Source organism: Myxococcus sp. AM009 (assembly GCF_013372605.1).
Taxonomy (GTDB): domain Bacteria; phylum Myxococcota; class Myxococcia; order Myxococcales; family Myxococcaceae; genus Myxococcus; species Myxococcus vastator.
On sequence record NZ_JABXEP010000199.1, the window covers coordinates 1 to 11,945 of the forward strand.

The following is an 11,945-nucleotide window of genomic DNA, read 5'->3' on the forward strand; positions in this document are numbered from 1 at the left end:
GCGAGGCCAACGGCGTCAACCCCGAGACGTATCTCGCGGACGTCCTGCTGCGCGTGCAGACACACCCCAACTCGCGCATCGGTGAGCTGCTACCCCACGAGTGGAAGCGGCGACGCGCCGCCGACCCGCCCGATTCGCTCCTCCAGCTCAGTCACTGAACAGCTCGCTCGTCGAGGCGCGCGCCGAACACGGTCCTCGTCCGTCATCAAGCCTCCTAGCACGACGTCCACCGGACGGTTACGGACGCCCAGCGCAATACGGGCATTCCACGATTCACCAGCATTCGCCTTCCATCTTGAATAGGCACCGGAACCCGATGACGGAGTTCCTCACCAAAGGATGCCTCATGAAGATACCAGTGATGCTCGCTGCCCTTGGACTCGCGGCCGGGCTCTCGCTCGGCTGTGGTGGTGTCGAAGGAGAAGTCGGCGACCAGGACAACCTCGCATCCAGGGAGGATGCCTTGCCGTGGTGCGGCAACAGCTCGTACAGCTACAGCTACTTCAGCGATGCCACGTACTCAGTACGGGTTGGCTCGGAGTTCTGCTCGTGTTACGGCCCAGTGCTCCGCCGAGGGAGCCAGACAGCCTTCATGCAAGTCGACTGGGAAGACATCTGCCCTGAGCGCTGAATCGACGGCCCGCTTATAGCTTTGGGCGGGCCTCGCAGTGCAGCCGGCCTCCGATTCATAAAATCGAGTCGGTCTCGCACCTCTCACAACCACTTACAGCGAAACTGTTATGGTCGCTGTATCTCCTCCGATGGTGGAGAGGCCTCGCGACTCCCATACGCCCGGGATATACGCATCTCGTGCTACCCCCGTGCACGATGACGCACCATAGCACGTCCACCCATTGGTCACGCCCCGAGGACCTGCCGGATAAAACACGCGGGCCGCCACGTCAATATGAGGCTGAACCGAACCGCACACGACTGTCGCAGTCGACTCCACCCCACGAGGTTGACCTGTCGTAGAATTATAAATCACATATGGCGGGATAACAGTCGTTATGCACCCTGGAACGGCCGCCTGCTCCTGTGTCTCATGGTCTCTGGCTTCGCTCTCCGACAGGTCCGGCCCGCACCCGGCAGCAACAAGCATCGAAATCGCGCTCAAAAGCAGAACCACTGGCCTCTTCATGAAGTCACTCCTTAGTGCTCGGGTTGAGGCGTCCACCATAGCCATATCTCCCTGGTGGAGCGAAAGGCATTCGCCCACGGGGAACCACCGCGCAACGAACGCCAATCTTTGCGTACCTTCGGCTTGATATTCCAAGCACGTCGCCGCCCTCCCATCCACCAATGAGGCGTCAGAGCGGTTCTCGCTCGTCACCTCCGCCTGTTGACGAAGTCGTAGACGAAGCCGCCAGGCCGCATCTCCTCCAACATCACCCGGCGGACGGCCCCGCCCAGGTGCTGGCCCAGGCGCCGCGAGTGCTCCGTTGCGCCCGGCGCCTGGACGTCCGCGCTCACCGAGCCGTCCTGGTGGAGGTGCACGTTCACGCTAATGGACGGCACGGCTCCGACCGGGGGCGCATCGCTGCTCGCCGGCGCACTCGGCGCCAGGGGCACCACCAGCTTCGCCAGCCCGTCCACCAGGGGAGTGTTGATGGTCAGTAAGAAGCGCAGATTTCTGGTCATCGGCGACCAGGAGTTCGGAAACCGCGCGGCCGGTGCAGCGCTGTGAGCGGCCGAAAAGTTGATAAACTGCCGGGTACGAACTGTCTCACTCACGTTGGCAGAGAGGGCGCACGTTGGTTGATGCAGGAGAGAGAGTCCGGCTCGAAATCCGGGCCTCCCGAGGAGATTGTCTCCAATGGCGCCCTGCTGCGTCTGCCTGCTCTTCTGAGGGAGAGCACACTAAGTGCGGGAGAGCCACGGAACCGGGACAGGCTCAAACTGCCTCATGCGCGTATTGAGCGCCCCAGACACCCTGTGTGCCTGGCGAAGAGGTGGAAGAGACGATTGGAGGAGTGGCGCGCCAGTGGGTTGCGTGCCCCAGGTTTCGCCCCGAACGAATGTGCCGAGAAGTCGGCCTTGAAGACGGGTTTTAGCAGCAACCGGAGCGCGCCTTGGACCACCTGGTCTCGAATCGTTGGAATGCCTGCTCGGCATCCCCGGAACGGCTGCCCCCTTGCTCCGGAATCACTGCTCGGATTGGCCTGGAATCGGTGCTCGGCTTGCCCCGAAACACGCGCGCCTGCCGATTGCTCGACTTCCACGCCCCCGCGATGTTCGCGTCGCTCCGAGGAACGTGCCCCCGGGCGTCTACACCCTGGTGACCTCCAGGAGGGCTACGTCACCCAGACGGAGGCGGTGAGGGTGGCCGAGGGTGACACGGCCTATGTGCTACTTGCCGCTGGAGGTCGCGGCGGGCCTCTCGGCCCCAGAGTCCACGCCCACGTCCTGAGCCACAAAGCCACTTTCGGTTCGCCTGGTTCCGGAAGGGAATCAAGCCCGACGAGCGACTCGATCCGAGAGTCAGTGGCCCGCCGGGAGGGCCGCATGCTCCCTGCACAGCAGCTCGCTGTCCTCGCGTGACAGCGGCTCCCGTGTCAGGCCGCAGCGGAAGCGCCCCGAGCCCTCTCGCTGGAAATGCTTGCAGGTGCCGCAGACGCCGAAGCTGCGCTGGCCATTCGCGGCCTGCAGGGAGCTCAACAGCTCGGAGAGGGCCTCTTCCAGTGCCGCGCCATCACCAGGCAACCGCGTGAGGGCCCGCTTGAAGAGCTCGGGTGGCAAGGCCTCTTTCAGCACCCCGCGGCCCGCCTCCGTCAACAGCAGGTGGATGACGCGCCGGTCCTCCGTATCGGCTTCCTTCCGCAACAGCCCCTTCTCCTCCAGCAGCAGGAGCGTCTGGGACACGGTGCCCTTGGTGAGCCCCAGGTACTCCGTCAGCGCAGCAGGTGTGTTGCTGTAGCGATTGCAAGCCTGCAAGTAGCGCAGCGCCTGCAGGTGCACCGGCTGCAGCCCGTGAGGCAGCCCCGCTGCCCGCTCCTCCGTGCGGAGCAGGTTCCCGAGTCGCTCAAGCAGCACGTAGAGGCGGTCTCCAGCCATGAATCAAAGGTATCGTGTCGACACCGACTTGACAAGCGGAGGCGGCGAGCGCATTTGGTATCGAGTCGAAACCAATCGACCTGCCACACAACCCGCTGTCCCTGGGAGCACCCCATGACGACGCCCCTCATCGCCCCTGTTGGCTCCACGAATACGCCTGCCGCCTCCGAGCCCACGCTCGCCGCGCTGAAGGCGAAGTTCGGAGCTGTGCCGAAGATGTTCTCCACCTTCGCCCACTCCCCCGCTGCGCTCGACGCCGTGGCGGGCTACTTCAACGCCATGGGCGGCGCGACGCTGTCGCCGCGCACGCAGGAGGCCATCGCCATCGCGGTGGCGGAGCTGAACCGCTGCACCTACTGCCTCTCCGCGCACACGGCGCTGGCGAAGGGACACGGTGTGAAGCAAGAGGAGCTGAGTGGCTTTCGCTCGGGCCGCTCGGCGGACCCGCGCGAGCAGGCCATCCTGGACCTTGCCGTCGCCATTGCCCGTACGCGGGCGGCGGACGTGGGCCCGCAGCTCGCGCAGGCGCGCAGGGAGGGGCTGAGCGACGCGGAGCTGGTGGAGGTGGTGGCCGCCGTCGCGCAGAACGTGCTCACCAACTACCTCAACGTGGTGGCCGGCACCGAGGTGGACTTCCCCCGCGTCGCCTGAGCCGCGTATCGGGGCGCCGGCAGGGTCGCGGCGCCCCGAGGCGTTCGCCAGGCAGGCACCCCAAGTTCTCCTACTTGCGCGAACCCCGGGCCGGCTGTCCTGGCGAGGCCGCGAGCAGCCGCTCCACGGCGTGGAACACCGAAGCCGCATTGGCCGGGTGCCTCACGTACGCCGCGGGATTCAGGTGGGAGAGCCGGCCCACCAACGAGTCCGGCCCGCTCACGTTCACCATGACGCTGCGCGTGCCGATGCGGGCCGCGGACGTGAGGACATCCAGGGCCGAGCTCGCGTCGACGACGACGAGCGGCACGGGCGTGTCGCTCTCCGTCACCACGCGAATGCCCTTCTGCGCGAACAGCTCCGAGACCAGCGTCATCAGCCGCGCGTCGGAGAGGCGCACCAGGACGAGTGGCCGCGTATCCACCTCCACCGCCTCCGCTGCCTTGGGAGCGACGGTCGGGGCGTTTCCGAGCTCGCGGACGTCCGACGTCAGCAACTCCCGGACGTCCGTGCGCAGGACGTTGCGCACGCGATTGAGCAGCGAGGCGTCCTTCACCAGCAGCTCCTTCAGCCTGCGCTCACCCTCGGCCGGGAGCTGGGTGAAGGCCACGCCCATCCCCTCCTCCCGCGACCAGGCGACCTGGCCATGGGCGATGAGGAGCTCGGGCGCATCTGGCAGCGTGATTCGCAGCTCCAGCATGCTTCCAACCGGCAGCACGCGCGAGGTGCGGATGGCCAGCCCCCCGGTTCCGATGTTCTTGCTGAAGGCACGCACCACGTCGTCCTGGGTGGCGAACGAAAGTTCGAGCACCGCGTCCGCCCTCACCGGCCTGACGGGAAGGGAGCTGCCTTCAGGCGGGAGCGCCCCCAGCTCCAGGAGGACGTCTCGGAGCAACTCGAGGCGCTGTTGCTGCTCGGCACTCAGGGCCTGCGACCGCTGCTGCTCCACAAGGGCGGTGTACTCCTCGAGGGCGCGTGCGCTTGGGTTTGCCATGAGGGTGTTTTCCAGGGCGGCGTTGGGCGTGTCGGCTGCCAGTGGACCTGGGGTAGCAGGCGGTCGACCACGGGGACTCCATCCTCAGCTTCAATGATGGGCACTTCAATCGCCTGGTGAACACCGCCCGCGATGAAAGGCCAACCGCACATGGGTCGTGCGGTGATGAAGCTGTCGTGGAAGCGGCACTCAGGCCGAGGCCCTACTCAGTCGGCCCCTTCTTATGCCTCTTGGGGTCTGCCTCATCCCCCTCCTCCCAAACGGGAGGCGGGGGCGGCACGTCGTCGTCATTCACGAGTTGCACTTCTTCATCGTCCTCGGCGCTCGCAGGCGGCCCGTTGAACTTGCGCTTCTTATGGCTCGACGGCGCAACCTGTCCCGAGCCCGAGAAGGACTGCGACGACTGTGACCCGCCACTGAAGCTCGCGTCCGAGAACGCCGAGGTCCCCCATTCCGCCGGGTCCATCTCCTGGGTGGCGTCGTCGTCCTCCTCGTCCTCGTAGGCGAAGCTGGGCTTCTTGCGCTTGACTCCTTCGGAAGAAGTACGGCCATCGTCGACGGACAGGAAGTCCAGGGACTGCGACCCCTCGATGCCCTGCATCGAGTTCTCGTCCTCGACGACCTGCCCCTTTGACGTCGCGCGCTTGACGTGGACCTCCGCACAGCGCCTGCACAACGCCTCCAGGCGCTCGCGCAGATAGTCCAGCGTCCGAGGCGCGTGCTGGTCGAGCTTCCCCAAGGCCGTGCCCAGGACGATGTCCCCCTCCTCGTCGCGTTCGAGCACGAGCCTGCGGTACTGGCCGCTCTCCACCTTCTGGGTGAGCACGGCCAGGTCCTCGTCGAGCATCGCCTTGTTCTTCTCGTAGTCCTTGTCCGACAACAGGCCCGTCTCAGGCGAAGTCGCTCCGGAGAAGAGCAGCGTCCTCAAAGACACGACGTTCGGCTGCCCCAGCACGCTCGTGCTGGAGTCATCTCCCATGGTGGAGGACTGGCTCATCACGTTCGAGACCTCCTGCAGGTGGAGGTCCGACGCCTGCTGCTGCACCACGGTGGGCACGAGCGCGTTCACCTGCGGGACGACCAGCACCGTGCCCAGGTGCTTGCTTGCCCAGTCGATGAGCGCGTCGATGCGCTTCGTCAGGTGCGCCCACGTCTTGGGCGCGTTCGCGGGCAGCGCGGCAATCCCCGTCCCGATGTCCACGCTGTCCAACGCGTGGTTCCACGGCACCACCAGGGTGGTGTACTTGCCGCTCATCAGGAGCTGGACGGCCTCGTCACAGTCCTGATCAATCGCCACCTGGTTCTTCGCGAGGTCCGTGTCCCGCATGCCCACGCCCGCGATCCAGCAGGTGCGAATCCCCAGCGCGTTCGGATTCATCCGGATGACGGCCTGCGTGTTGCTCTGGGAGTGCTTCTTCTTCTTCGAGGCGTCGTTCTCTCCGAAGAGGAAGAGCGCGTGCGGGTGGTGGGCGGGCGTGTCGGACTTGAAGTAGTGCGTGTGCGTCCACTTGCACACGGGCCCCACGGTGGATGGATCCGACGTGGCGGGCTTCGTGGGCGCGGTCGCTGACTGGGGGGACTCGACCTTCTTCGAGCCGGATGGAGGCGCCTGCCCCTCGTCGCGGCGGCGGCGCGCGCTGAGCGCTTCCAGTACGGCGGGGAAGGCCGAGGCCGGGGGGAGCGGCGCATCCGTGGGCCCCACCGCCTCGTAGTGCGCGTTGCCCAGGTTCGCCAGTCGAAGCAGGGGCCGCGCCGCGTGTCCCTCGGTGCGCGGCACGAAGTCCACCAGGTCCGTCCAGTACGAAGTCGCCCCCGTCCGAGCGAACATCTCGAAGCGCACCTGGAACAGGTGGGACGCCGCCGCCAGCGCCACGTGGTCGCCCCAAGCCCGGTCCCTGCTCATGGCCCGCAGGTACTGCCGCCAGGGGTCCACGCCCGCGACGCGGCGGTATGCGGGCTCGTGGGGCCAGGCCACGCGGTGCCAGTCGAGCAGCAACCCCATGTCCTGCCGGAACGTCGCTGCCGTCGCCGGCCCCACCATCCCTCCACCGTCCAGCGACTGCCCGGCGAGCAGGTCCTCCAGGTGATTGACCACCGCCTGGCGCACCTCGCGGTGGTGCTCCTCCGTGCCGAAGAACAACTGAGACAGCGCGCGGAACAGACAATCCCCTCCGCCCGCGTTGGGAACCCGCCCCTGGTGGATGGAGGCCAGGTGGGTGTCCAGCGAGATGCCGTTGCCGCCGCCCTTGTCCTTCCCCTTCTCCGACTTCAGCGCGGGCCGACTGTCCCAGTACGCCTCCGGGTCGAAGCCCGCGCTCCGCAGCGCGGCGAACGTCTCCCGCCACTGCATGGCCTCCGCCACCAGCGCGTTGGAGCGGGCATGGTCCGAAGCGGGGACCCTCTCCGCGGCGTCCAGAATCGCGCTCAGCGCGTTCGTGGCCTCATCATCCGCGGCGTGGGACTTCTGATAGGCGGCACAAAGCGCCTCCAGCTCACCCAGTTCGGCGGACACCGTCTCGGTGGCGACCTCCACCTCCTCCACGACCAGCGCCTCCTCGCCGCTGTAGACGAGCCGCAGGTCGGAGACGAGCGGCATGTGGTCGCTCAGCTTCTTCGCGGCGACCATGACCGCTTCCCAGCGCGCGTCCTCCGAGCCCGTGAGCTTCACGCCCGGGGCGCGCAGCTTGTCGAAGATCCGCTTGTCTTCGGGCAGCTTCGCGTCCTCCAACTGGATGAGCCGCCAGAACGGCTGGAGGTGCTTGGGCAGCAGGTTGCCGTGGATGAAGAAGAGGCCCTTCTCCTGCTCGTCCGCGAGCACCATGGGAAACGGGATGACGTAGACCGACGACTGCTCCAGCAGCCAGCCATCCGTCCGCCTCGAGTACACGAGAATCTTGTCGTAGCCGCTCGCCCCGTAGCGCTGCTGCGGCGGGGTGATGAACGACTCGATGTGGGCCAGCACGTCCTCCGCGGAGGAGAGCGCGGGCCGCAGCTCGCGGCCCGTTGACGTCTTGAAGGGGGCGAACAGCTCCGGCTTCACCTTGCTGTTGACGAAGCTCCGGAGCGTCTTGAGCGAGCCGTCCCCAAACGCCTTCTCGCTGTCCACCGCCCAGCTTCCAAACTTGCTCTTGGCGATGGTCGAGAGCTGCGGCGCCATGGCGTACAGGTGGCTTGCATCCGCCTCGGGCCCCAGCAGCGTCTGGAAGAACTGGTGGAACGACAAGCGCTCCACGCAGGTGTCGATGTACGGCGTGCCATCCTTCGCGAGCTCGGCCTTGGGCCGGGCGGTGTCGATGTTCAGGTCCGAGAGCACCACGCCGAGCACCTTCTCCTGGCGCTCGTCCTTGCAGTACTGGAGGAAGGCGCGGAAGTCCGTGCCGCGCGCGTTCTTGTTACGGTCTCCCGGCGCGGGGGGATGCCACGCCACCACGCTCACCTCGGGCGCGCTCTGCACCTGCGCCAGCCGCACCGGAATCCGGATGGGCTCCCGCTTGCTGTAGAGGCTCTTGACGGGCTGCGCCTGCGCCTCCTCCGCCTCGTCCCCCATCTCCACGTCGACGTCCATTGACGGGACTTCGCCACCCGGCGAGCGCTTCGCCACGTAGGCGCTGAGGTACGAGATGGCCGCTTCGTCCACGTCCAACCTGGACTTGCGCCACAGGACGCCGTACGCCTCATCCTGGGTGTAGAGCCCCTTGACGGGCTGGTCGGGCACCTCCGCGGGCCACGACGCATAGACCTCCTCACCGCGCGCCTTGCACTGCTCGTTCAGCGCATTTCGGATGCGGATGAACTCGCTCAGGCCCGCGTGGGCCTCCGGCGCGTCCTCCACCTCGCTCTTGCGCTCTTGATATTCCGCGAGCTTCTTCTCGTAGACGCGCTGCAGATGCGCGTCGTTGGAGCGGTGCAGGCTGTTCTCGAGGACAAGCTGCTTGGTGGCCGGGACCTCGTCGGCTTCCATGCCCGCGACGACGGCCAGGTAGCGATGGAACAGGATGCCGCAGTGCTCGCGCAGCAGCGTGACCCCGAGCTGCGCCAGTTCGTCCCGCTTCCGCTTCTCCGTCGCCTCCGGCCCGCCCTTCTTCGAGTCCTTCTCCTTCGACGTGTAGCGGCTCGCGTAGGGCTGGAGCCAATCGTAGTAGCCCTCCTCCACGAGCAGCCGCACGCAGAGCAGGCAGTAGGCATCCAGCTTCGCCTGCTTCTTGCCCAACACGTCAATCGATGTCGCGACGAGCGCCTCGGGCGGCTCCTCGTCTTCTTCGTCGGCCTCGTCCTTCGCCTTCTTCGCCGCGGGCCTGCCGAAGCGCTTCACCAGGTCTGGCTCACATGCCCCCCAGGCCGCATCGAGCCTGCCCTCGATGATGCCCAGCTTGTCGGCGTCCAGCTCCTGCGAGGTCTCGCTCCAATCGATAGGGACGGGGTCCCGCGCCTCGTCGTCCTCGCCCTGCTCGTCTCGTGGCCAGAGGGTCCGCCGCACGCGCTCCGAGAAGTGCTTCGCCAGGTCATTGAGGAGCGCCGCCTCCCGCGCCGCGACCTGGCCGACCTCTGCGCCCGAGGCCGTCTTGACCTGGTAGCCCCTGGGCTCAACGAAGGCGGCCGCCAGTCGCATCAACACCGGCAGCTTCGTCCCGCTGCCCCCGCGGCCGGTGTGTTGCTTCATCTGGGCGGGCGGCTTGGGCTCCACCAGCCGGATGCCCCCCTTCTTCTTCAGCTCCAGGATGGTGACGATGTCGGCGTTCGCCGTGCGGATGACGTGGGCCAGGGCGTCAATGGTCCACTGCTTGCGCACCGGGAGCGTTCCGCTCGGGCCTCCGCCCAGGTCGGCGATGTTCCACAGGAGCATCCGCACCGGGAAGCTCGGCGGCACCACCGGCTTGTCGGAGACAGTGGTCTCCACGCCCAGCGGGACACAGCGCTCCTCGGCGACGTCGTCGCTCATCGCGTTGGACGGTGGCGACTCCGGGGGCGTCAGGTCGTCGGTGACCAGCGAGGCCCGGAGCGTCTCCTCTCGCATCTCGTCGCTGGAGAGCCGGTGCGGCTCCTCGTCGTCCAGGAAGTCGTCCAGGACGTCGTCGTAGTCGCCGCTCTCCAGCCGCTCGACCTCTTCCTGGGAGGCCAGCAGGTCCTCATACGTCTCGTACTCCTCGAACTCGAAGTCCTCCTCCTCGACATCGGTCTCCATCGAGCCGAAGGGGGACTGCGTGCTGGGAGGCGCCGGAACGAGCACCGCGCCGCATTCCAAGCAGCGAGGTGGCGTCACGGACAGGTCGCGCATGGTGCCGGGCGCGCAGTTGGGGCACTGCATGGAAAAAGTCCTCCGGTGCTACGAGCGGTGCAACAGGCCCAGCGCGGCGCAGGTCGCCTCGTCGGCCTCTCCGCTCGGAGGCAGCCCGAGCGCGTACTGGAACCACTCCACGGCAAGGCGCGTCTTCGGGCCGACCTGGCCACGCTCGCCGCCACAGGAGAACCCCAGGTTCTCCAGCCGCTCCTGCAAGCCCTCCGGAGCGCTCGTCGCGCGCAGCGCCGCGAAGCGCAGCGTCACCTTGCGCTCATCGTCGCGGCCGGGAGACACCGTCACCTCGCCCCGCGCCGCGCGCGCGGGCAGCACCTGCGCCATGCGGCCCTCCGCGTCCGTCATGCCCTCGCGCGCGGGCAGCTCCTCCTCGTCGTCCAGCCACACCTTCAACAGGTAGGGCTGGTGCGCGCGGGGGTGGTGCGTGCCGTCTCGCAGCACCACCACCAGGGACAGGGGCAGCCCGATGCGGTGAACCACCTGCCGGAAGCCGGTCTCCACCGTCGTCCACTCGTGGGAGAACGGCCGCACCTCCACACGCGTCCCCGGCGCGGGGGCCACCTCCGGGGTGAGCGGCTGCCCCGTGCTCGCGTCGATGAGCCGTGAGGGACGCACCCCCAGCCTCGCCGCCAGCACCGCGAGCGACTCCGTCCCTTCGCACGTCCAGGACAGCGGCCTGGGCTGCGAGACGGCGCTCCAGCGAGGCGCGGCGCCCGCGGCGCGCGGAGGCAGGGGGAGCCGGCCGAGCACTCGCCACAGCGCGGGCTCCACGTCGAGCAACCGGAGGCGGTAGCGCCCCTCCTCGAGCCCCTCGAACAGCGCGACGCCGTGCTCGTCGGTGCGCATGCGCAGCGCCTCGTCCGTCGCCCCCCGCGCCAGCTCCACCGCCACGCCGGACAGCGGCATTTCGCGGTCATCGACGACGACCACCTCCACCTGTCCCTTGCCCGCTTGCAAGGGACAGGGAGCAACCGCCGGGTCCTGCCGTGAAGTCGAGGAAGGGGACATGAGGCCTCTCTGGGAGTGGAACGGTCAGCGGCCCTTGCCGACCGTGGCGTGGCGGAGGCGGAAGGCTGCCTCCTTCCGCTCGTTCTGCGCCGCCAGGTCCTCGCGGCGGCGGCGCTCACGCACCACGCGGTGCAGACGCGCGACAGGATCCGAAACGGAGGCGTCATCCAGCCACGAACGCATCCACGCGTGGGGACGCTGCGACTCGAAGTCATCTCCCAGCGACTCGGCGAGCCGCACGTACACGCGCACGTCGTCGAGCGAGAAGATGCCCCGGTCCACCACCCTGCGCACCACCGGCACGAGCCGCTCGCGGGTCCACGCGGGCTCCACCGCGGAGAGCTCCTCGAGGAGCGCCGTGACGAGCTGCGCGACGCGGCCGTCCATCACGGCGCTGCGCAACGAACTCATCTGCGACTCGCGAATCCGCAACAACGTTGAAACCATCCCGATGAAGTGCCGCGGGATTATTTCTGCTTCACGTGAATCAAACAAGGTGCCACGACGTGCTCCGCAACGAGCACCAGGGGCTCCTGGAATTCGTTGGATTCGCGCGCGGAATACCGGAGTTCGACACCGCGCGGCGCCTGAACCGGCGGAGCCCACGGCGCGGCACGAGACTGCACCCAGGTGTCCGGAGCGGGGGGCACGTCCTTCGTGCCCCCCGCTCCTCACCTCAACAGCGGCTCACGCTCAGGCGCAGAACTGACCGCCGCCCGAGGTGTGATAGATGCGCCGACCGGACGGGCAGCAGTAGATGGCCAGCGTCGAGGTGGGCGTCTGGACGCACATCGAGGCGCCCGAGACCGGGCTGAGGCTGCAGTACAGGCCAGACCCGCACACCGGCAGGTCCTGCTGCGCCACCCCACCCTCGTCGGAGACCTGCGGCGCCATGTCCAACGGCGCCTCCTCCTCCATGCCGCCCCCACACCCCACCGCCACGAC

General features: G+C 67.6%; 10 protein-coding genes. 3 read left to right on the top strand and 7 right to left on the bottom strand.

All coding sequences use genetic code 11. The features are described 5' to 3' along the window. Together HV824_RS31860 and HV824_RS31865 are read left to right on the top strand one after the other, a co-directional pair. Positions 1 to 158, top strand: a 158-nt coding sequence (locus tag HV824_RS31860) for a transposase domain-containing protein (RefSeq protein ID WP_176424921.1), incomplete at its 5' end; no start/stop codon positions are given. A gap of 158 nt (positions 159 to 316) precedes the next feature. After that, entirely contained in the window at positions 317 to 631 is a 315-nt protein-coding gene (locus tag HV824_RS31865; protein ID WP_176424922.1) for a hypothetical protein, read from the top strand. A 698-nt stretch (positions 632 to 1,329) separates the two neighbouring features. On the opposite strand, the gene HV824_RS31870 is transcribed toward HV824_RS31865, so the two are convergent. Together HV824_RS31870 and HV824_RS31875 are read right to left on the bottom strand one after the other, a co-directional pair. Then, on the bottom strand, positions 1,330 to 1,641 hold the full coding sequence (locus tag HV824_RS31870; protein WP_176421304.1) for a hypothetical protein: 312 nt from the start codon (positions 1,639 to 1,641) through the stop codon (positions 1,330 to 1,332). An 840-nt stretch (positions 1,642 to 2,481) separates the two neighbouring features. Beyond that, positions 2,482 to 3,054: a MarR family winged helix-turn-helix transcriptional regulator gene (locus HV824_RS31875; RefSeq protein ID WP_176421305.1), complete on the bottom strand. Its 573-nt coding sequence runs from the start codon at positions 3,052 to 3,054 to the stop codon at positions 2,482 to 2,484. 114 nt (positions 3,055 to 3,168) lie between these two features. Between HV824_RS31875 and HV824_RS31880 the strand changes: the two genes are divergently transcribed. Next, positions 3,169 to 3,705, top strand: a complete 537-nt coding sequence (locus HV824_RS31880; protein WP_176421306.1) for a carboxymuconolactone decarboxylase family protein — start codon at positions 3,169 to 3,171, stop codon at positions 3,703 to 3,705. 70 nt (positions 3,706 to 3,775) lie between these two features. On the opposite strand, the gene HV824_RS31885 is transcribed toward HV824_RS31880, so the two are convergent. The 5 genes from HV824_RS31885 to HV824_RS31905 all read right to left on the bottom strand — a co-directional run. Next, entirely contained in the window at positions 3,776 to 4,699 is a 924-nt protein-coding gene (locus HV824_RS31885; RefSeq protein ID WP_176421307.1) for a PilZ domain-containing protein, read from the bottom strand. Between the two features lie 202 nt (positions 4,700 to 4,901). Further along, positions 4,902 to 10,004 carry a hypothetical protein gene (locus HV824_RS31890; protein ID WP_176424923.1) on the bottom strand — a complete coding sequence of 1,701 codons (5,103 nt, stop codon included), beginning with the start codon at positions 10,002 to 10,004 and terminating at the stop codon, positions 4,902 to 4,904. Positions 10,005 to 10,022: 18 nt separating this feature from the next. Further along, positions 10,023 to 11,000 carry a peptidoglycan-binding protein gene (locus HV824_RS31895; protein WP_217917921.1) on the bottom strand — a complete coding sequence of 326 codons (978 nt, stop codon included), beginning with the start codon at positions 10,998 to 11,000 and terminating at the stop codon, positions 10,023 to 10,025. Between the two features lie 24 nt (positions 11,001 to 11,024). After that, positions 11,025 to 11,411: a hypothetical protein gene (locus tag HV824_RS31900; RefSeq protein WP_255208504.1), complete on the bottom strand. Its 387-nt coding sequence runs from the start codon at positions 11,409 to 11,411 to the stop codon at positions 11,025 to 11,027. A 282-nt stretch (positions 11,412 to 11,693) separates the two neighbouring features. Further along, positions 11,694 to 11,945 (bottom strand): hypothetical protein (locus HV824_RS31905; RefSeq protein ID WP_176424924.1); only part of this gene is annotated, 252 nt, incomplete at its 5' end.

What these genes read in the sequence shown, in the direction of transcription:
- HV824_RS31865 (WP_176424922.1), top strand. Translation starts at nt 317, where the DNA reads ATGACGGAGTTCCTCACCAAAGGATGCCTCATGAAGATACCAGTGATG.
- HV824_RS31895 (WP_217917921.1), bottom strand. Translation starts at nt 11,000, where the DNA reads ATGTCCCCTTCCTCGACTTCACGGCAGGACCCGGCGGTTGCTCCCTGT.
- HV824_RS31885 (WP_176421307.1), bottom strand. Translation starts at nt 4,699, where the DNA reads ATGGCAAACCCAAGCGCACGCGCCCTCGAGGAGTACACCGCCCTTGTG.
- HV824_RS31880 (WP_176421306.1), top strand. Translation starts at nt 3,169, where the DNA reads ATGACGACGCCCCTCATCGCCCCTGTTGGCTCCACGAATACGCCTGCC.
- HV824_RS31870 (WP_176421304.1), bottom strand. Translation starts at nt 1,641, where the DNA reads ATGACCAGAAATCTGCGCTTCTTACTGACCATCAACACTCCCCTGGTG.
- HV824_RS31875 (WP_176421305.1), bottom strand. Translation starts at nt 3,054, where the DNA reads ATGGCTGGAGACCGCCTCTACGTGCTGCTTGAGCGACTCGGGAACCTG.
- HV824_RS31890 (WP_176424923.1), bottom strand. Translation starts at nt 10,004, where the DNA reads ATGCAGTGCCCCAACTGCGCGCCCGGCACCATGCGCGACCTGTCCGTG.
- HV824_RS31900 (WP_255208504.1), bottom strand. Translation starts at nt 11,411, where the DNA reads ATGAGTTCGTTGCGCAGCGCCGTGATGGACGGCCGCGTCGCGCAGCTC.